Here is a 20339-nt window from a genome sequence, read left to right on the forward strand (position 1 = left end):
GTGCCCACCGGAGCGAGCCCCTCCCGCCCCGGCGCCCGGCGTTTCGGGCGTCCCCCAGGTTACTGGCCGGTGCTGACGACGACCAAAAGGTCGCCGGCGTCGACCTGCTGGGTCGGCGCGATCGCGAGCCGCTCGATCACCCCGCCGTGGGCGGTGGTGATCGCCGCCTCCATCTTCATCGCCTCGATCGAGGCGACCGCCTGGCCGGCCTCGACCGTGTCTCCGACGGCGACCTTGAGCGTCACGACGCCCGAGAAGGGCGCAGCGACCTGGCCCGGCTTGGACGTGTCGGCCTTCTCCGCCGCGTGCACCTCGACGTCGATGCGCCGGTCGCGCGCCGCCACCGGGCGCAGCTGCCCGTTCAGCGTCGCCATGACGGAGCGGATGCCCTTCTCGTCGGGCTCGCCGATCGCCTCCAGCCCCACGTAGAGCTGCACGCCACGCTCGATCTCGACCAGGTGCTCGCCGCCCTGCTCGAGACCGTACAGGTAGTCCGCGGTGTCGAGCACCGACAGATCGCCGTACGCCTCGCGCGCCTCCTCGAAGGCCTTCGTGGGCTGCGGGAACAGCAGACGGTTCAGCGTCGCGCGCCGCGTCGCGGCGTCGCCGGCGAGGGCGGCTTCGTCCTCGTCGGCGAGCGGCGCGAGCGTCGGCTTGGCGTCGCGCCCGGCGAGCACCTTGCTGCGGAACGGCTCGGGCCATCCGCCGGGCAGATCGCCCAGCTCGCCCGCCATGAAGCCCACCACCGAATCCGGCACATCGTACGCACGGGGGTTCTCGGCGAAGTCGGCCGGGTCGGCCTTCACCGCTGCCAGGTGCAGCGCGAGGTCGCCCACCACCTTGGAGGAGGGCGTCACCTTCGGCACGCGCCCCAGGATCTCGTTCGCGGCCGCGTACATGTCCTCGATCAGCTCGAAGTCGTCGGCGAGCCCCAGCGCGATGGCCTGCTGACGCAGGTTCGACAGCTGCCCGCCGGGGATCTCGTGCTTGTAGACGCGACCCGTGGGTCCCGCGAGGCCCGACTCGAACGGCTTGTACAGATGACGCACGGCCTCCCAGTACGGCTCGAGGTCCGACACGGCCTGCAGATCGATGCCGGTGTCACGGTCGGTGTGCGCCAGGGCCGCGACGAGCGCGGACAGCGACGGCTGGCTCGTCGTGCCCGCCATGGGCGCGGACGCCGCATCGACGGCGTCGGCGCCGGCGGCGCTCGCGGCGAGCAGCGTCGCGAGCTGACCGCCCGGCGTGTCGTGGGTGTGCACGTGCACCGGCAGGTCGAAGTTCTCGCGGAACGCCGCGACGAGCTTCGCGGCGGCGGCCGGACGCAGCAGACCCGCCATGTCCTTGATCGCCAGGATGTGCGCTCCCGCATCGACGATCTGCTCGGCCAGACGCAGGTAGTAGTCGAGCGTGTAGAGGTCTTCGCCGGGGTTCAGGAGGTCTCCCGTGTAGCAGACGGCCACCTCGGCTACCGCGGTGCCGGTGGAGAGCACCGCGTCGACCGCGGGCCGCATCTGCGAGACGTCGTTGAGCGCGTCGAAGATGCGGAAGATGTCGATGCCGCTGGCCGCAGCCTCGCGGACGAACGCGTCGGTCACCTGAGTGGGGTACGGCGTGTAGCCGACCGTGTTCCGACCCCGCAGCAGCATCTGGATCGCGACGTTCGGCAGGGCCTCGCGCAGCTTGTCGAGGCGCTCCCACGGGTCCTCGGCGAGGAAGCGCAGCGCGACGTCATAGGTGGCCCCTCCCCAGGCCTCGACCGACAGCAGCTGGGGGGTCAGGCGAGCCACGTGCGGCGCCACGGCGACGAGGTCGCGTGTGCGCACGCGGGTCGCGAGCAGCGACTGGTGCGCGTCGCGGAAGGTGGTCTCGGTCACGGCGAGCGCCGTCTGCTCGCGGAGCGCACGGGCGAAGCCGGCGGGACCGAGCTCCTGCAGCCGCTGACGCGAGCCGGCCGGAGCCGGGCTCGCGAGATCGACGGCCGGCAGCTTCTCGACGGGGGCGATCGTCATGGGGTTGTCGCCGTGCGGCTTGTTCACGGTGACATCCACGAGCCAGTTCAGGATCTTCGAGCCGCGGTCCTTGGACACCCGTCCGGACAGCAGCTCCGGGCGCTCGTCGATGAACGACGTCGACAGATCACCCGCGACGAACGCGGGATCCTCCAGCACTGCCTGCAGGAACGGGATGTTGGTCGAGACGCCGCGGATGCGGAACTCCGCGAGGGCACGACGGGCCCGGGCGACGGCCGCGCCGAAGTCGCGGCCGCGGACGCTGAGCTTCGCGAGCATCGAATCGAAGTGAGGGCTGATCTGCGCACCCGCGGCGGTCGTGCCGCCATCCAGGCGGATGCCCGCTCCGCCCGGCGAACGATAGGTCGTGATCTTGCCGGTGTCGGGACGGAAGCCCTGCGCCGGGTCCTCGGTGGTGATACGGCACTGCAGCGCGGCTCCGCGCAGACGGATCGAGCCCTGCTCGAGGTCGAGCTCGGCGAGTGTCTGCCCTGCCGCGATGCGCATCTGCGACTGCACCAGGTCGACGTCGGTCACCTCCTCGGTGACCGTGTGCTCCACCTGGATCCGGGGGTTCATCTCGATGAAGACGACCTCGCCCGCCCGCTCCCCCGCGGTCTCGAGCAGGAACTCGACGGTTCCCGCGTTCTCGTAGCCGATCGACTCGGCGAACGCCACGGCGTAGCGATGCAGGTCGGCGCGGATCGCGTCGTCGAGGTTGGGCGCCGGTGCGATCTCGATCACCTTCTGGTGGCGCCGCTGCACCGAGCAGTCGCGCTCGAACAGGTGCACGGTGGCACCCGTCTTGTCGGCGAGCACCTGCACCTCTACGTGACGAGGCCGCAGCACGGCCTGCTCCAGGAACATGCGCGGATCCCCGAAGGCGCTCTGCGCCTCGCGCATCGCCTCCGCCAGAGCCGGCGCCAGCTCGGCCTTCGTCTCCACGCGGCGCATGCCGCGCCCGCCGCCGCCGGCCACGGCCTTCGCGAAGAGCGGGAAGCCGATCGCGTCGGACTGCGCCACCAGCGCATCGACGTCGTCGGAGGCCTCCGTCGATCGCAGCACCGGCACGCCGGCCTTGATCGCATGCTCCTTGGCCGTGACCTTGTTGCCGGCCATCTCGAGCACGTGAGATGGCGGACCGATGAACGTGATGCCCGCCGCCGCCGCTTTCGCTGCGAGTTCGGGGTTCTCGGAGAGGAACCCGTATCCCGGGTAGATCGCGTCGGCGCCCGATTCCACGGCGACGCGGATGATCTCGTCGACGTCGAGGTAGGCCCGCACGGGGTGGCCCTCTTCCCCGATGCGATACGCCTCGTCCGCCTTCAGCCTGTGCAGCGAATGGCGGTCCTCATGGGGGAAGACCGCGACCGTGCGCGCCCCCAGTTCGTAGGCGGCCCGGAACGCCCGGATCGCGATCTCACCACGGTTGGCCACGAGGATCTTGGAGAACATGCACACCCTTCGGGAGATGCTCCCGCGATGGATCTCAGACGCTGGGAGCCGCAGACGTGGTTCTCAGCATAGGGCGTTGTAACGTTGGGGATTGTGCACGTACTCAGCGTCAGTTCCCTCAAGGGAGGCGTCGGGAAGACGACCGTGACCCTCGGTCTCGCCTCCGCCGCCTTCGCACGCTCGCTGCGCACGCTCGTGGTCGATCTCGACCCGCAGGCGGACGTCTCGACCGGTCTGGATGTGCAGATCGCGGGGCGCCTGAACGTGTCGGACGTCCTGACGAGCCCCAAGGAGAAGATCGTCCGTCAGGCGATCACCTCGAGCGGCTGGACGCGCGTGCACGACGGCACGATCGACGTGATGCTCGGCAGCCCCTCGGCCATCAACTTCGACGGCCCGCACCCCACGGTCGCGGACGTCTGGAAGCTCGAAGAGGCCCTGGCCGCGATCGAGTCGGAATACGACCTCGTTCTCATCGACTGCCCGCCCTCGCTGAACGCCCTCACCCGCACGGCATGGGCGGCGAGCGACCGCGTGATGGTCGTGACCGAGCCCGGCCTGTTCTCGGTCGCCGCTGCCGACCGCGCGCTGCGCGCGATCGAGGAGATCCGCCGTGGTCTCTCCCCTCGCCTTCAGCCGCTCGGAATCGTGGTGAATCGCGTGCGCCCGCAGTCGGTCGAGCACCAGTTCCGCATCAAGGAGCTGCGCGACATGTTCGGGCCCCTCGTGCTCGAGCCCCAGCTGCCCGAGCGCACATCGCTGCAGCAGGCGCAGGGCGCCGCGAAGCCGCTGCACGTGTGGCCCGGCGAGTCGGCGCAGGAGCTTGCGGCCGACTTCGATGCACTCCTCGACCGCATCATGCGCGCGGGCCGCATCATCGACCCCGCTGAAGAGACCGCCGACTGAGCCCTCACTCCAGTCATCCGCCCGGTTCCGCGCCTGCGTGAACGTCGAGCGAGGCGCGGAGCACCACCCGCCTGGAGCGAGAAACGTCGGCGGCGAAGGAGCACGGCGGCAGCGCAACGGGCCGCCTGCGGTCCCGCAGCGCGAAGAGGAGACTACGCCGAGCGCTTGGCGCGGCGAGCGGCCAGCTCGTCGACGTGGTCGGGCGACGTCGCCTCGAAGTCGACCAGCGTGGCCTCCACCTCGTGCAGAACCTTGCCGACCGCGATGCCGAACACGCCCTGCCCACGGCTGACGAGGTCGATGACCTCGTCGTTCGAGGTGCAGAGATAGACCGAGGCGCCGTCGCTCATCAGCGTCGTGCCTGCGAGGTCGCGGATGCCCGCCGCGCGGAGCTGCTCGACCGCGGTGCGGATCTGCTGCAGCGAGATGCCCGTGTCGAGCAGGCGCTTCACGAGCTTGAGCACCAGGATGTCGCGGAAGCCGTACAGTCGCTGCGAGCCGGACCCGCTCGCATTGCGGACCGTGGGCTCAACGAGCTCCGTGCGAGCCCAGTAGTCGAGCTGGCGGTAGGTGATGCCGGCAGCGCGGGCGGCGACCGCGCCACGGTACCCCATGTCGGGGTCGAGATCCGGCAGTCCGTCGGTGAAGAGGAGATCGGTCATGCCGCGACCGGTGGGATCGTCAGCGTTCATTTCGTCCTCCTCGAGGGGCTCGGTCTCTTCCACCGTATGGGAGCCCCGGCGCACCGGCAACGACATCCGCGCGGGGCCGGGGGCGTGTCGCGCGAGCGTTACACAACGTTGACCTTCAACTGCAGCTTCAATGTCGATCCGGTCAGTCGAGGAGGCGCGCGAGGGCGTCCTTGACCAGGATCGACCGCACCTCGTCGAGACGCGCGGCCAGTTCGGGAGCGAGCTCGCTGGCCCTGGCCCGGGAGCCGGCATCCGGTCGCCGCAGCAGCGCGGACAGGGCGGACTCGACCAGGGCCACCTCGCGCTCGGCGCTCTGGCGCATGCCGCGCACGTGGCGCGGCTCGATGCCGTGACGGTCGAGCGCCACGAGCGCCCGCAGGAGCGCCAGGGCCTGATCGTCATAGGAGTCGCTGGCCTTGAGCAGTCCGGTGCTGACGGCGTCGTTGAGCAGCTGCGGCGCGGCTCCGGCGGCGCTCAGCAGCTCCTGGCGCGTGTGCCGACGGACCGCTGGATGGATCGAGGGCGGCGCCTGGGGGGTCGCCGGCGCACGACCTGCGTCGACGTCGTCGAGATAGTCGCGGATGACCGAGAGCGGCAGGTAGTGGTCGCGCTGCAAGGTGAGCGCGAGTCGCAGGCGGTCGAGGTCGGCCGACGAGAACTTGCGGTAGCCGGAGGGCGTGCGCTGCGGCGCGACGATGCCTTGGACCTCGAGGAAGCGCAGCTTGCTCGAGGTGAGGGCCGGGAACTCGGGCGTGAGCTTCGCGAGCACCTGACCGATGCTCAGCAGGCCCGGGGACGACTTCCGGGCGGAGGAAGCAGGTTGACGGGCGGCAGCAGCCGCCATCAGGCGCCCTGCCCCGATCCGCCCTGCCCCGCGCCGGCCTGACGGTCCAGCGGGGAGATGAAGAAGTTGAGGCGGAACTTGCCGATGCGCACCTCGGCGCCGTTGCGCAGCTCGGCACGGTCGACGCGCTCGCCGTTGACGTAGGTGCCGTTCAGCGAGCGCTGGTCGACGATCTCGAACGCGGTGCGATGGCGCGTGATCTCGGCGTGACGACGCGAGACGGTGACGTCATCGAGGAAGATGTCGGCCTCGGGGTGACGGCCGGCCGTCGTCACGTCGGTGTCGAGCAGATAGCGGGCCCCCGCCGTCGGTCCCGAACGCACCAGCAGCAGCGCCGATCCGGACGGCAGCGCGGCGATCGCATCCCGCTCGGTCGCGGTCAGCTCGCCGGCGAACGGCACGAACGACAGATCGGAGTCGTGTCCGAATGTCTGGGTAGAGTCGCCGGAACCGTCGTAGCCGAACCGCGTGGTGTCGCCATCGCGGTGAATCGGCGCTCCGAACTCGTTCTGTGACACGGCGTCCCTCCTTTCGGACCAGCCTAGCCGATCGCCCATCCACACTCCGATAAAAGCCGGGCGGATCACAAGTCGGCCATGAAACCCCTCCCCCGCTCCTCGGCGACGGACAGGACGTCCGGGGTAGCGTGGCGGCATGCCCGCCCCCCGCTCCTCACACCTCCACCGCCTGCTCACGCTCGGCGTCTGCGCGCTGGCCGCGCTGCTCGGGCCCCTCGTGGTCGCCTCTCCCGCTGCCGCGCACGACCAGCTCACGAGCGCGGACCCGTCGGCGGACTCGACGGTCGAGGTCATGCCGGACACCCTGACCCTGACGTTCTCGGATGCACTCATCTCGCTGAACGGCGACGAGACCGTCGTCGAGGTCGTCTCGCCGTCGGGCGCGGACGCGGCCGACGGGCGACCGGAGGTCGAGGGCGCGATCGTGCGCCAGGCACTCGCCTCGATCGGGGAGCCGGGCCGTTACACCGTGACGTGGCGGGTCGTCTCGAGCGATGGGCATCCGACATCCGGAACCTTCGGATTCGACGTCGCGAACGCCAGTGCGACCGGCGGGGCCGTGGCACCCGAGAACGATGAGACCGCGACGGCCCCGCCGCCCCGGAAGAACGCGACGCCGACGCCGGCCGCGTCGAGCCCGTCCCCCTCGGTCGAGACGCCCCCCGCCTCGACCGACGCCCCGTCGGACGCCGCGGCAGCGCCGGTGCTGCCGTGGATCATGCTCGGCATCACCGCCGCCGCCGTGGTCGGGGTCGTCGCAGCACTGCTCGTGTCGCGTCGCCGCGGTGGACCCGCCCGGGGCGAAGGCGGCGGCCGCGATGACGACCCTGCCGGGCGATAGGCTGGGGACATGGCTCATTACGACGTCGTCATCCTCGGCGCGGGTCCCGGCGGTTACGTCGCGGCCGTGCGCAGCGCTCAGCTCGGCCTCAATGTCGCGATCATCGAAGAGAAGTACTGGGGCGGCGTCTGCCTCAACGTCGGGTGCATCCCGTCGAAGGCGCTGCTGAAGAACGCGGAGATCGCGCACACCTTCACCCACAAGGCCGACCTGTTCGGCATCTCGGGTGACGTGCACTTCGACTTCGGCGCGGCGTTCGACCGCAGCCGGAAGGTCGCGGAGACCCACGTCAAGGGCATCCACTTCCTGATGAAGAAGAACAAGGTCACCGAGTACGAGGGGCGCGGCACCTTCACCGGGCCCAAGGCCATCTCGGTCGCCAAGGCCGACGGCTCCACCGAGGAGGTCACGTTCGACAACGTGATCATCGCGACCGGCTCGAAGGTGCGCCTGCTGCCGGGCGTCCAGCTCAGCGACAACGTGGTGACCTACGAGGAGCAGATCCTCACGCGCGAGCTCCCCGAGTCGATCGTCATCGTCGGCGCGGGCGCGATCGGCATGGAGTTCGCCTATGTGATGTCGAACTACGGCGTGAAGGTCACGATCGTCGAGTTCCTCGACCGCGCCCTTCCGAACGAGGACGTCGAGGTCTCCAAGGAGATCCAGAAGCAGTACAAGAAGTACGGCATCGACATCCTGACGTCGACCGCGGTGAAGAGCGTCACCGACAACGGCGACTCGGTGCACGTCACGTATGAGACGCGCGACGGCCAGGCCGGCGAGATCACCGCCGGCAAGGTGCTGATGTCGGTCGGGTTCGCGCCGAACGTCGAGGGCTTCGGCCTCGACAAGACGGGCGTCACGCTCACGGACCGCGGCGCGATCGAGATCGACGACCACATGCGCACGAACGTCGAGGGCATCTACGCCATCGGCGACGTGACCGCGAAGCTGCAGCTCGCCCACGTGGCCGAGGCGCAGGCCGTGGTCGCCGCCGAGACCATCGGCAAGGCGGAGACCCAGACCCTCGGCGACTACCGCATGATGCCGCGGGCGACGTTCTGCTCGCCGCAGGTCGCCAGCTTCGGCCTCACGGAGGAGCAGGCGCGTGCCGAGGGCCGCGAGATCAAGGTCGCGAAGTTCCCCTTCAGCGCCAACGGCAAGGCGAACGGCCTCGGCGAGCCCGTCGGCTTCGTCAAGCTGATCGCCGACGCGGAGCACCTCGAGCTGCTGGGCGCCCACATGATCGGCCCCGACGTCTCGGAGCTGCTGCCCGAGCTCACGCTGGCCCAGAAGTGGGACCTCACGGCACTCGAGGCCGCGCGCAACGTCCACACGCACCCGACTCTCTCGGAGACGCTGCAGGAGGGCTTCCACGGGCTCCTCGGTCACTTCATCAACATGTGACCGTCCGCCCCACGACAGAGTGAAAGCCCCCGGGATCTCCCGGGGGCTTTCACTCTGTCGTGGGCCGTGAGCCGGAATCAGTGGCCGAGCGCGCGAGCCAGCTTCGAGGCCGAGCTCGCGGCGCGTGCCCCGGCAGCGAACGCCGCATCGGCGACAGCGGCGAAGAACGCCTCGCGCCACCCCGCGTCCTCAGCGGCGGCGGGACCGAGCTCGATCTCCCACTCGTGCCACTCTCGCTGGAACGCGGGTTCCGCATCCGCACCCGCGCGCAGATTCCACGTGCGCACGTGGTCGTCGACGAACTCCGCCAGGACGCCACCGCCGGCGTCGAGCAGTGCGTAGGCGGTGCGGTCGTTCACGATGCGCGCAAGGGGAAGCAGGGCATCCGCCGTCACGGGCGCGAGCTCCTCTCGCACCGCGGCGGGCACGTCATCCGACTCGCCGAGCGGCCAGCCGAGCTCGGTGCGTCCGCCGTCGATCAGCGGCCCCTTGATGTGCCAGCCGGCATCCGGTCCTCCCGTGCGGCGGCGCAGTGCGATGCCCGCACGGGCCAGCGCCAGATCGGACGTGTCGAGGTAGAGCGCGTCGAGGTGACGAGGCTCTCCCGGCGTCACCGAGGCGACACCGGGCACATCCGCCCAGTCGGGCACCGGCGTGCCGGCGTCGACGTCGAACTTGCGCTCGACCTCGACGCTGCGGCTCGGACGGCCGGGGTCCGGACGTTCCTGGCCCGCGGCGTCTGCGCTCACGCGCCCGGGTGGTGGTCGTCGCCCGGGATGTACCCCTGCTCCTCCTCCGCGAAGCGGAAGGGCACCTCGGTCGGGCCATCGGCGTCGCCTGTGTTCGCCGCCTCGCCTGCGCGGTCGTACACCAGCTGCGCGTCGGAGAACGGCAGGATCAGCTGGTCGAGGTCGGGGGATTCGAGGGGCAGAACCTGTCCGTCAAGCGGTCCGCCGTGCAGTCGTGCGAGTGCCATGACCCCAACCTACTCGCCGCTCGAATCGCCGCGACCCCCTTGCGCGTTCGCCTCGCGTACGGCACGCAGATCCTGCTCGCGTTCCTGCTCCGCCAGCTCGCGCGCCTGCTCGAGCTCATCGACGGCGGCCTGCACGGCCCGCTCCGCTCGGCGCGCACGGCGCTGGGCGAAGGTCTCGGCCGCGAAGCGCGCGCCCACCCTGTCGTACTCCTCCTCGACGCCCGTGATGATGTAGGCCGAGGCGATCAGCAGCACCTGCGCCGACAGGTTCACCCACAGCAGGAGAGCGATCAGCGACGCGAACGACGCGAGCAGCGGGTTCGAGGTCGCTCCCCCGACGAACAGGCCCGACAGCTGCTGGAGCACGACGAGCGCGATGCCGCCGAGCAGCGCGCCGCTCCACACGGACCGCCTGCCGGGCCGCAGCCCGGACAGCATCCGGAACATGATGGCGATCACCACGGTGTCGAGGGCGAGCGTGACGATCACCGCCAGGAGGCGCGTCACGACCTCCGCCGCGGCGGACTGCTCGGCCCCGAACCAGCCGAGCACCGCGCCGACGAAAGCGGAGCCGAGGATGTTCGTGACCGCGGCGGCCAGGAGCAGGCCGCCCAGGATCACCGCGAACAGCAGGTCACGCAGGATCAGCAGCACCGGATTGACGGGCGCATGCGTCGTGCTCGCCATGATCCGGATAGCCTCGCGCAGCGCGCCGACCGCACCGATCGCCGCGACGAGCAGACCGATCAGCGACACGATGCCGGTGAGGGTGAAGCTCACGGGCTGCTCCTGCAGCGTGTCGGGCTTGATGACGCCCTCCTCGCCGACGAGGCCGGGGATCACGTCGTCGACCGCTTCGATCAGCGCCTGCCACAGCTCGGGGCGGCCTGACAGCCAGATCGCCGCGATCGAGAACCCGAGCAGCACGGCCGCGAAGATCGAGAACAGCGCACGGTAGGTGACCGCGGAGGCGAGGAGCGCGCCTTTCTGCTCGGAGTAGAGAAGGAACGCGCGCACCGGCTTGCGGGCCAGCGCCCACGCGATCAGCACCTTCAGCTGCGCCATGATCCGAGCCATGCGCCTCAGGCTAGCCAAGCCCGCGACGTGGTCGCACGCGCGTGGCCCCGGCGGCTCACGACGCTCAGGTCAGCAGAACGCCGGCCCACGCCCCCACGAGCATGAAAGGCCCGAAGGCGATATGGGTATCGCGGCTCGCGCGGCCTGCCGCCATCAGCGCGAGAGCGCATACGGCGGCGAGCACGAAGGCCGCCGCGGCGCCGACCGCGAGAGTCGCCCAACCGTGCCACGCGAGGAACATTCCGACCGGTGCCGCGAGCTTGACGTCGCCGCCGCCCAGGCCTGCGGGCGCGGCCGCACGCAGCAGCAGGTACAGCAGGAACAGCGCGACGCCGCCCGCCGCGGCTCGTCCCGCGCGCGCGAGGTCGCCGTCGAGCGCGCCTGCGGCGGCGTAGAACAGGGCGAGCGCCGCCCCGGAGGGAAGGACGATCACGTCGGGCAGCCGATGCTCGAGCACATCGACGCGGATCAGCACCAGCCCGACCACGAGGAAGCCGGCGTGTGCCAGCGCCGTGAGCGCGTATGCGATGTGTGCGGGCGTCATCGAGTCCCTCCCCGCACGAGGCTAGGGAGCCCGCCGCGACGGGTGCGCATGCCCGTGGATAAGCGAGTGCCCGGGCTGTGTCAGAGCTCGAGCACGTCGAGCTGCACCGTGACGGCGCCGCCCTCGACGATGCCCTCGGCGTCGCGCACCGCGCGCTTCAGGGGCAGCCAGTACGTGTCGCCGCCGGGGAAGATCGACGTGCGGAACACGGTCTCGCCGATGCGCGCCTCGACCCGCAGCGATCCGAACCCTCGCGGCGGAGCCGGCATCTCGCGCAGGTCGCGCGAGATCTCCTCCGGAACGTGCACGAAGTACCACGCCTCGGCCCGTGCGTCCCAGCGCCAGACCTCGGCCTCGAACTCGATCCGCACCACCATGGGGGAACTCTGCCACGGATCCCTCCGCCAGAGGGCGGACGGGAGCGAGCAGGGTCGGCGGACTACTCGCCCACGCGGTTGCGCATGCGCATGGCGCGCTCGGCCTCGCGCTTGTCCTGCCGCTCACGCAGGGTCTGGCGCTTGTCGTACTCCTTCTTGCCCTTGGCGACGCCGATCTCGATCTTGGCGCGCCCGTTGAGGAAGTACAGCTTGAGCGGCACGAGCGTGTAGCCGCCGGCCGAGACCGCGTGGCTCAGCTTGACGATCTCGTCCTTGTTCAGCAGCAGCTTGCGGATGCGCTTGGACGAGTGGTTGGTCCAGCTGCCCTGCGAGTACTCGGGGATGTGCACCGCGTCGAGGAACGCCTCGCCGCCGTTGATGTAGGCGTATCCGTCGGAGAGGTTCGCGCGCCCCTGTCGCAGCGACTTCACCTCGGTGCCGGTGAGCACCAAGCCGGCCTCGTATGTCTTCTCGATCGTGTACTCGTGGCGCGCGCGACGGTTGGTCGCGACGATCTTCTCGCCCTGCTCCTTCGGCATGTGCTCACCTCCTGTGTGCGTGGGACAGCCGTCCAGCTTACCGCGTCGGGCGCCTCAGGGGCATCCGCGGTCGAGGACCTGTGTGGTCAGGCCCGCAGCCAGCGGCGGATGGCGAAGCCCGCCGACAGGGCCGCGAGCACCACGCCGATGGCCACCACGACGGGCACGACCAGCAGGGCGTCGCCCATCCCGACCCACGGGATGGTGCCCATGCGCTGCACGAGATAGCCCTCGACGCCGAACTTGACGCCCACGAGCACCGCACCGCTGGCGAGCAGGGAGCCGATCAACGCCGCCACGACGCCCTCGAGCACGAACGGCGTCTGGATGAACCGGTTCGAGGCGCCGACCAGCCGCATGATGCCCACCTCGCGACGACGGGCGAAGGCCGACAGCCGGATGGTGGTGGCGATCAGCAGCACAGCCGAGACGAGCATGAGGCCCGCGACACCCACCGCGATGTACGTCGCGATGGTCAGGGCCGAGAACAGCGGCTCCAGATACTCGAGCTGGTCCGTGATCTGCTCGACGCCCTCCACGCCGTTGAACGCCTCGACGATCACGTCGGAGCGCGTGGGGTCGAGCAGGGTGACATGGAAGACCGCGCTGGTCTGCTGCTCGGTGAAGAGCGTCGCGTAGTCGGGCAGGTTCTCCACCAGGGCGGCATAGGCCTCGGCCGGCGTCTCGTACGACAGCTCCTGGATCAGCGGCGACAGCGTCTGGCCCTGCAGCTCGGCCCGCACGGCCGCGGTCTGCTCCTCGGTGGCCACGCCGCCGGTGCAGGTGTCGGTGTTCGAGATCGACGAGCACATGTACACGTCGACCTGCGCACGGTCCTGGAAGTAGTCGCGCATGGTGGCGATCTGCGCCTGCATCAGGATGGCGGCGCCCACGAACGTGAGCGAGACGAACGTGACCAGCACGACCGAGACGACCATCGACGCGTTGCGCCGCAGACCGGTCAGCACCTCCGAGAGGATGAGCCCCAGCCTCATGACGTCGGCCCCACTTCGTCGTCGTCGCGCGAGCGAAGGCCGAGGCGGTCGGCCATGCCGAGCTCCTCCACGTCGATGTCCGGCACGGGCACGATGCCCGTGCGCGGCGGCGGTTCCTCGGACGCGCGGGTCACCGGAGGCTCGGATGCCGTCGGCCGCTCCACCCGAGCCGCCGCGGACGCCGCTGCGTCCGCGGTCGGTGCGGAATCGGCGGTGGGGGCGGCGACCGGCGCAGGAGCTGCCGTCGCGGGCGTGTCCTGCGGCTGCACGTCCTCGGCCCGATCGTGCTGCGAGTCATCGGCGAGCAGGTCGGCGAACAGCTCCTCCTGCGCCGCCTCGACGGCCTCCGGGGCGGGGGCCGCGTCGGCGAGCACCGGATCGACCGGCACAGTGCCGGTGACCTCGCGCTGCAGCTCGAGCACCGCGGTCAGGGCTGCGACCGCAGCCGCGCCGCGCTCGACCTGAGGTTCGAGCTTCTTGATGCCCGAGCGATCGCCGTAGCCGCCATGGCGCTCATCGCGCACGAGACGGCCGCCCTTGAGCTCGATCACGCGGCGCTGCATCTGGTCGACGAACGTCGCCTCGTGCGTCGCGCACAGGATGGTCGTACCCGACGCATTGATGCGCTCGAGCAGCATCATGATGTCGACCGACGTGCCCGGGTCGAGGTTTCCGGTCGGCTCGTCGGCGAGCAGCACCTGCGGACGGTTGACGAGAGCGCGCGCGATCGCCACGCGCTGCTGCTCACCGCCCGAGAGCTCGTGCGGGAAGCGCTTGGCCTTGTCGGCCAGGCCGACGAGCTCCAGCGTCTCCGGCACCGCCTGCTTGATGAATGCGCGCGACGAGCCGATCACCTGCAGCGTGAAGGCCACGTTCTGGAACACGGTCTTGGAGGGCAGCAGGCGGAAGTCCTGGAACACGGAACCGATGTGACGGCGGAAGTAGGGCGTGCGCCGGTGCGACAGGGTCTTCGTGTCGCGTCCGAGCACGACGACGCGCCCGTCGCTCGGGGTGTCCTCCCGCAGGATGAGCCGCAGGCAGGAGGATTTGCCGGATCCCGACGCGCCCACGAGGAAGACGAACTCCCCGCGCTGCACCTCGAAGTCGACATCATCGAGGGCCGGCCTGGCGGTCCCCCGGTATCGCTTGGTGACGTGTTCGAACCGGATCATGGCGTACCGAGCCTAAGCACGGGGGCACGGATGCCTCGCAGCGACACCCGCGCGCGCCACACCCCGACCCGCCTCTCAGCTGCGGAGGGCGAGGACGAACGGAAGCACGGCCGAGGCGCCGCCGCGACGCAGCTCGCGCGCCGCCAGCGTGAGCGTCCAGCGGCTGTCGGCGAGGTCGTCCACCAGCAGCACCGGCCCATCGGGCACGGCGAGATGCGCGACGTCGAACGCCCCATGCAGGGACGCGACGCGGAACGCGCTGTTGCCGCCCGGGCCCCGTGACGGCGCACCGGGCTCGGCACCGAGCGCGCCGAGGTACGGCAGACGCCCGATGCCGGCCAGCCCGCGCGCGAGTGACTCCACCAGCCGTGGCCGCGTGCGCGACGGCACGGACACGACGGCGACGGGCCGCTGCTCCCACCCCCAGTCGGCGAGCACACGCACGCAGGCCTCGAGCAGGCGGGGCGGAACGTCCTGATCGGGCGCGCCCGCCGCGAACAGCTCGCGCAGCGCGCCGCCCCACCCGAGGTCGGTGAGTCGCGCCAGCGCTCGCCCCTCGTGCGCCTGCTCGGCGGGAGGAATGCGACCCGACAGCGGCACGTCGAGCCGACCCAGCCCGGAGGGCCACTGCCTGCGGGGCTCGATCGGCACGCCGACGCGGTCGAGTGCGGCAGCCACCTGCGTCGCGGCGCCCGCACCGAGATCGGCGGAGAGCCACGGGCCCGCGCAGTTGTCGCACCGTCCGCACGGCTCCGCTGTCGCATCGTCGAGGCGCCGCTGCAGGAACTCCATACGGCAGCCCGTCGTGGTCTGGTAGGCGAGCATGTCGTCCTGCTCGGCGCGCCGCGCTTCGGCGATGCGGCGGTAGCGCTCGGCGTCGTATGTCCAAGCAGCCCCCGTCGCGACCCAGCCGCCTCGCTCCCGCCGTACGGCCCCGTCGACGTCGAGCACCTTCAAGAGCAGCTCGAGCGGCGTGCGCCGGATGTCGACGATCGCCTCGAGGGCGGGGGTCGACACCGGCCCTTGCGCGGCCGAGAGCGCAGCGATCACACGCTCCGCACGCTCCTGATCCGGCATCGACGCCGTCGCGAAGTAGTGCCAGATGTCGCGGTCTTCCGCCCCGGGAAGCAAGACGACGTCGGCGGACTCCGTGGCGCGCCCCGCGCGGCCCACCTGCTGGTAGTACGCGACCGGCGACGACGGGGCCCCGAGGTGCAGCACGAACCCGAGGTCGGGCTTGTCGAAGCCCATGCCGAGCGCGCTGGTGGCGACCAGAGCCTTGACCTCGTTGCGCTTGAGCATCGCCTCGGATTCCGCGCGCTCGTCGGCGTCGCTCTGCCCCGTGTACGCGCGCACGGCGTGCCCGTGCTGGCTGAGCAGTCGCGCGGTATCGACCGCGGCGGCGACCGTGAGCGTGTAGATGATGCCGGACCCCGGCAGGTCGCCGAGGTGGCTGAGAAGCCAGGCGAGACGTGCCGTCGCATCGGGCAGGCGCAGGACTCCCAGCCGCAGCGACGTGCGCGCGAGCGGACCGCGGATCGTGGTGACCTCCTCCGATCCGAGCTGCTCGACGACATCCGCCACGACACGGCTGTTCGCGGTGGCGGTCGTCGCGAGCACCGGCACCGTCGGCGGCATCTGCGCGATGAGGTCGCGCAGGCGCCGGTAGTCCGGCCGGAAATCGTGGCCCCAGTCGCTGATGCAGTGCGCCTCGTCGACCACCAGCATGCCGATGCGCCGCACGAGCGCGGGCAGCTGCTCGTCGCGGAACGAGGGGTTGTTCAGTCGCTCGGGCGAGACGAGCAGCACGTCGACCTCGTCGGCGTCGAGACGCGCGAGCACCTCGGACCACTCGTGTGCGTTGGTCGAGTTGATCGCCACCGCCCTCACGCCGGCACGCGCCGCCGCCTCCACCTGATCGCGCATCAGCGCGATGAGCGGCGACACGAGCACCGTGGGCCCCGCGCCGCGATCGCGCAGCAGCCGCGTGGCGACGAAGTACACCGCGGACTTGCCCCAGCCCGTGCGCTGGACGACGAGGGCACGCCGCCGCTCCCCCACGAGCGCCGCGATGGCCTCGTACTGCCCCTCGTGGAACACGGCGTCGTCACGCCCCACCAGGCGCCGGAGGGCGGCAAGCGCCTCGGCGCGGAGTCCGTCGCCGGTCGGATCGTCACCTCGGGGCTCGTCGGTCATGTCGCCCAGCCTCGCAGCGGCCTCCGACATCACCGGGACTCCCGCATGTCCTCCAGCTCCATGCCCTTCGTCTCGCGCACCTTCCACAGCACGAAGACGAACGATGCGGCCGCGCACAGCGCGTAGAAGCCGTACGCGAACGTCAAGCCGATCTCGCTCAGCACCGGGAACGTGGTCGAGATCGCGAAGTTCGCGACCCACTGCGCGGCCGCGGCGACGGCCAGCGCGCTGGCGCGGATGCGGTTGGGGAACATCTCACCGAGGAGCACCCAGACGATCGGCCCCCACGTCGCGCCGAAGCCCACGACGAACAGGTTCGCCCCGATGAGCGCGACGATCGACCACGGCGCCTCGAGCTCGGCAGTCGTCGCGCCGTTCTCGGTGACGAGCTCGGCGAACGAGAACGCGAACGCCATCGCCGCCAGGGCGACGGTCATGATGACCGAGCCGACCAGCAGCATCCGGCGACGTCCGACGCGGTCGACGAGGATCACGGCGACGATGGTCACGACGATGTTCGTCACCGACGTGATGACCGAGGTGAGCAGCGCGCTCGACTCGTCGAAGCCGACCGAGCGCCACAGCGTGGTCGAGTAGTAGAAGATCACGTTGATGCCGACGAACTGCTGGAAGACCGACAGCAGGATGCCCACCCACACGATCGGCTTGAGCCCCAGCGCCGGACCCAGGATGTCACGCAGCGACTCGCGCTTCTCGGACTCGAGCGAGTCGCGGATCTGCTGGATCTTGAGGTTCACGTCCTGCGATCCCGAGAAGTCCAGCAGCACCTGAGAGGCGCGGTCGTAGTCGCCGCGCAGCACGAGGTAGCGCGGCGACTCGGGCAGGCGCAGCGACATGACGCCGTACACGACCGCCGGGATGGCCTCGATCATGAACATCCAGCGCCAGGCGGGAAGGCCCAGCCACAGCACCTCGGCGGCGCCGCCGGAGATGCCCGCCAGCAGCGCATTGGACAGCAGCGCGGCGAAGATGCCCAGCACGATCGCGAGCTGCTGCAGCGAGCCGAGGCGACCCCGGATGTGCGCGGGCGACACCTCGGCGATGTAGGCCGGGGCGATCACCGAGGCGGCGCCGACGCCCAGGCCGCCGACCACACGCCAGATCGTGAGGTCCACCACGCCGAACGCGATGCCGGATCCGATCGCCGAGATGAGGAACAGCGTCGCGGCCACGAGCATGACGGGCACGCGGCCCCACCGGTTGGCCATCGCCCCCGCGAACCAGGCGCCGACCGCGCAGCCGAGCAGGGCGCTCGAGACCGCGAAGCCCTTCAGGGTCGCGTCGAGCGCGAAGTCGCCGGCCAAGGCGTCGACCGCGCCATTGATCACCGCGGTGTCGAAGCCGAACAGGAACCCGCCCAGCGCCGCCGCGATCGCGATTCCCGTCACCCGGGCGTTCACGCGCCTGTATGCCTTCTCCGTCATGGATTCGAGCCTAGGCGCGGCCCGCCGGGCACCGGCCCACCCGCCTTGGAACGGTAAGATCCGCGCGGGCCCTCACCCGGTGACCCGGTGAGCCGGTGAGCCGGTGAGCCGGTGGCAGACTGGAGCGCGATGGAGACGATGCCCGGCGCGGCCCACCGTGCGCGGCCCGCCCAGGGCCCCCGCCCGCCGTTCCGCGGCGTCACGCGGCGCGCGTTCGCCGATGCCGCCGCGCGCGCCGGCATCGCGCTGGACGATGCGCAGCACGATGCCGTCTCGCGCATCCTCTCCCCCGCACGGGCCCACCTGTACCTGCACGGACCCGCAGGTCGCGGCAAGACATGGCTCATGGACACCGCGTACGGAGCGGCCCGCACGCGGCGCAAGCGGCGGCTGCACTTCCACGACTTCTTCCCGGCGCTGCACGCGGCGATCTTCCGGCACCGCCACGATCTCGAGGCCGCGCTGGACGAGCTCCTGGAATCGGAGGACGGCCGCCCCGTCGAGCTGCTGTGCTTCGACGAGTTCCACGTGCACGACGTCGCCGACGGGGTGCTCGTGCGGCGCCTGCTCGACGCGCTGTTCGCACGCGGGACCGCCATGGTGGTCACCTCGAACTACGCGCCCGAGCAGCTCCTGCCGCATCCCCTGTTCCATGGCACGTTCGAACCGGCGATCGCCGATATCCGGCGGCGGTTCGACGTGATCCGCGTGGACGGCGGTCGGGACCACCGTGAGCGGTCGACACGCACGGCGCACGGCTTCGCACGCGGGGTCTGGATCGCCGGGTCGCGGGAGCCCGCCGCCGTGACAGAGACGACGGTGCGCTGCGGCGAGCGCGATGTGACCGTGCGGGGGGTGGACGCCGACATCCTGCACGCCACGTTCGCGGACCTGTGCGAGCGTCCGCTCGGCGCCGCGGACTACGCACGGCTGGCGGAACTGCGCCCGTCGTGGCGCGTCACGGAAGTGCCGCCGCTGGACGAGCTCACGGGGTCCGCGGCGCAGCGGCTCGCCAACCTCGTCGACATCGCGGCCGATCGCGGCGTGCGCATCGAGTTCCATGCCGCCGGACGGTTCGAGCGCCTCGCCGACGCCCCGGTCCCGCCGCTCGATCTGCCGCGCACCCTGAGCCGGCTGCGGTCGCTGCGGCAAGAGGAGCGGCCGTGAGGCCCCGGGCCGGTCGCCTCGTCACGATCGAGTCGCTGACGGAGCTCGAGCGGCGCCTCGCGGCCGGCGCACGCCGGCTGACCGGATGGCGCCTGGTGGGGCTGGACCTCCGGCGGCACTCGGACCGGCTGGCCGAGTGCGACACGACGCGCACGACCTTCGCGGGCTGCACCTTCGCCCCGGGAGACGAGCGGATGCACGCCGCACGCGGAGCGCTCATCCTGCCGTCCGTGGCGGCGGCGCCGGTCGATCCGCATCGGGACAGCCTCTACACGGCCGACGAGCTGTACGACTCCCCCGACTACGCCGCCAGCCTGGACGGCCGGGCGTACGCGTGGGCCCAGCAGCTCGAGAAGCAGCAGGCGCAGAGCGCCGCGCCCGGCCGTCTCCGGGCGGCGGGCGCACCCTCCGAGCGGGATGTCGCGGGCGGACGGCTGGGCCTCGCCCTGCACGACGACGGCATCGACTTCGCGCTGGCGGAGTGGATCCGCGGCCGCCGACTGGTGGGCGTCATGGGCGGGCATCAGATGAAGCGCGGCGACACCGACTACGCGGGAGCGGCCCGCATGGGACGGCTGCTGGCGTCCGGCGCGGCCGGTGAGGGGTTGACCGTCGCGACGGGCGGCGGCCCCGGCGCCATGGAGGCCGCGAACCTCGGAGCCCGACTCGCCGCGGGCGATGCCGCCGCGCTCGACGCCGCGCTGGAGACGCTCGCCGCCGCGCCGTCCTACCACCCGTCGGTCGACGCCTGGATCGCCGCCGCGCGCGCCGTACTCGCCGACACCGCGGGCATCCGGCCGACCGAGACGCTCGGCGTGCCGACCTGGCACTACGGCCACGAGCCCCCCAACCTGTTCGCCACCGCGATCGCGAAGTACTTCCGAAACGCTCTGCGCGAGGCGATCCTGCTGCAGGTGTGCGGCAGCGGCATCGTGTTCCTGCCCGGGGCGGGTGGAACGGTGCAGGAGATCTTCCAGGACGCCTGCGAGAACTATTACGCGACGGAGGACGCGATCGCGCCGATGGTGCTGGTGGACCGCCGGCACTGGACCGAGACGCTGCCGGCCTGGCCCCTGCTGCGAGCGCTCGCGAAGGGCCGCCCGATGGAGGCGCACATCCACCTGGTCGACACGGTCGACGAGGCCGCCGCGATCATCGTGGGCGGCCGCGCGTGAG

General features: G+C 71.1%; 19 protein-coding genes. 5 read left to right on the forward strand and 14 right to left on the reverse strand.

What is annotated here, in order from left to right; translation table 11 throughout:
* Positions 1–59: 59 nt before the first annotated feature.
* Entirely contained in the window at positions 60–3467 is a 3408-nt protein-coding gene (locus tag ABTW64_RS10135) for a pyruvate carboxylase (protein WP_350621960.1), read from the reverse strand.
* Between the two features lie 93 nt (positions 3468–3560).
* Between ABTW64_RS10135 and ABTW64_RS10140 the strand changes: the two genes are divergently transcribed.
* The gene (locus tag ABTW64_RS10140) at positions 3561–4373 is read left to right on the forward strand and encodes a ParA family protein (RefSeq protein WP_350621962.1); all 813 of its coding nucleotides are present in this window, start codon (positions 3561–3563) and stop codon (positions 4371–4373) included.
* Between the two features lie 152 nt (positions 4374–4525).
* Here the strand turns inward: ABTW64_RS10140 and ABTW64_RS10145 are convergent, their stop codons facing one another.
* The 3 genes from ABTW64_RS10145 to ABTW64_RS10155 form a co-directional block, all read right to left on the reverse strand.
* Entirely contained in the window at positions 4526–5065 is a 540-nt protein-coding gene (locus tag ABTW64_RS10145) for a MerR family transcriptional regulator (protein WP_350621964.1), read from the reverse strand.
* Between the two features lie 142 nt (positions 5066–5207).
* Positions 5208–5909 carry a transcriptional regulator FtsR gene (gene ftsR / locus ABTW64_RS10150; protein WP_350621966.1) on the reverse strand — a complete coding sequence of 234 codons (702 nt, stop codon included), beginning with the start codon at positions 5907–5909 and terminating at the stop codon, positions 5208–5210.
* Complete coding sequence (locus ABTW64_RS10155) at positions 5909–6427, reverse strand: FHA domain-containing protein (RefSeq protein WP_502892321.1); 519 nt, start codon at positions 6425–6427, stop codon at positions 5909–5911. The genes ftsR and ABTW64_RS10155 overlap by 1 nt, the downstream gene beginning before the upstream one ends.
* Before the next feature lie 136 nt (positions 6428–6563).
* Between ABTW64_RS10155 and ABTW64_RS10160 the strand changes: the two genes are divergently transcribed.
* Together ABTW64_RS10160 and lpdA are read left to right on the forward strand one after the other, a co-directional pair.
* Positions 6564–7268 (forward strand): copper resistance CopC family protein, encoded by a 705-nt coding sequence (locus ABTW64_RS10160; RefSeq protein ID WP_350621968.1) that lies wholly within the window; start codon positions 6564–6566, stop codon positions 7266–7268.
* Positions 7269–7277: 9 nt separating this feature from the next.
* Positions 7278–8675, forward strand: a complete 1398-nt coding sequence (gene lpdA / locus ABTW64_RS10165; protein ID WP_350621970.1) for a dihydrolipoyl dehydrogenase — start codon at positions 7278–7280, stop codon at positions 8673–8675.
* Positions 8676–8752: 77 nt separating this feature from the next.
* Here the strand turns inward: lpdA and ABTW64_RS10170 are convergent, their stop codons facing one another.
* From ABTW64_RS10170 to ABTW64_RS10215, 10 genes are all read right to left on the reverse strand, one after another.
* Positions 8753–9424 carry a CYTH domain-containing protein gene (locus ABTW64_RS10170; protein ID WP_350621972.1) on the reverse strand — a complete coding sequence of 224 codons (672 nt, stop codon included), beginning with the start codon at positions 9422–9424 and terminating at the stop codon, positions 8753–8755.
* Positions 9421–9651: a response regulator gene (locus ABTW64_RS10175; RefSeq protein WP_350621974.1), complete on the reverse strand. Its 231-nt coding sequence runs from the start codon at positions 9649–9651 to the stop codon at positions 9421–9423. Before ABTW64_RS10175 ends, ABTW64_RS10170 begins: the two co-directional genes overlap by 4 nt.
* A 9-nt stretch (positions 9652–9660) precedes the next feature.
* A complete protein-coding gene (locus ABTW64_RS10180; RefSeq protein WP_350621976.1) occupies positions 9661–10728 on the reverse strand; it encodes a YihY/virulence factor BrkB family protein in 1068 nt (355 codons plus the stop codon).
* Between the two features lie 64 nt (positions 10729–10792).
* Positions 10793–11272, reverse strand: coding sequence for a prepilin peptidase (locus ABTW64_RS10185; protein WP_350621978.1), 480 nt, complete (start codon positions 11270–11272; stop codon positions 10793–10795).
* An 80-nt stretch (positions 11273–11352) separates the two neighbouring features.
* A complete protein-coding gene (locus ABTW64_RS10190; RefSeq protein WP_350621980.1) occupies positions 11353–11649 on the reverse strand; it encodes a DUF1905 domain-containing protein in 297 nt (98 codons plus the stop codon).
* A gap of 62 nt (positions 11650–11711) precedes the next feature.
* Positions 11712–12188, reverse strand: a complete 477-nt coding sequence (gene smpB, locus ABTW64_RS10195) for an SsrA-binding protein SmpB (protein WP_350621982.1) — start codon at positions 12186–12188, stop codon at positions 11712–11714.
* 86 nt (positions 12189–12274) lie between these two features.
* Complete coding sequence (gene ftsX, locus ABTW64_RS10200; protein WP_350621984.1) at positions 12275–13183, reverse strand: permease-like cell division protein FtsX; 909 nt, start codon at positions 13181–13183, stop codon at positions 12275–12277.
* A complete protein-coding gene (ftsE, locus tag ABTW64_RS10205) occupies positions 13180–14355 on the reverse strand; it encodes a cell division ATP-binding protein FtsE (protein WP_350621986.1) in 1176 nt (391 codons plus the stop codon). The genes ftsX and ftsE overlap by 4 nt, the downstream gene beginning before the upstream one ends.
* Before the next feature lie 75 nt (positions 14356–14430).
* Positions 14431–16551 carry a RecQ family ATP-dependent DNA helicase gene (locus ABTW64_RS10210; RefSeq protein WP_350621988.1) on the reverse strand — a complete coding sequence of 707 codons (2121 nt, stop codon included), beginning with the start codon at positions 16549–16551 and terminating at the stop codon, positions 14431–14433.
* Positions 16552–16580: 29 nt separating this feature from the next.
* Positions 16581–17996 carry a sugar porter family MFS transporter gene (locus ABTW64_RS10215; protein ID WP_350621990.1) on the reverse strand — a complete coding sequence of 472 codons (1416 nt, stop codon included), beginning with the start codon at positions 17994–17996 and terminating at the stop codon, positions 16581–16583.
* Between the two features lie 129 nt (positions 17997–18125).
* Between ABTW64_RS10215 and zapE the strand changes: the two genes are divergently transcribed.
* Both zapE and ABTW64_RS10225 read left to right on the forward strand, forming a co-directional pair.
* Positions 18126–19163, forward strand: a complete 1038-nt coding sequence (zapE, locus tag ABTW64_RS10220) for a cell division protein ZapE (RefSeq protein WP_350621992.1) — start codon at positions 18126–18128, stop codon at positions 19161–19163.
* Positions 19160–20338 carry an LOG family protein gene (locus ABTW64_RS10225; protein WP_350621994.1) on the forward strand — a complete coding sequence of 393 codons (1179 nt, stop codon included), beginning with the start codon at positions 19160–19162 and terminating at the stop codon, positions 20336–20338. The genes zapE and ABTW64_RS10225 overlap by 4 nt, the downstream gene beginning before the upstream one ends.
* The last annotated feature ends 1 nt before the right edge of the window (position 20339 follow it).

It is taken from the genome of Microbacterium sp. NPDC096154 (assembly GCF_040302945.1).
Classification (GTDB): domain Bacteria; phylum Actinomycetota; class Actinomycetes; order Actinomycetales; family Microbacteriaceae; genus Microbacterium.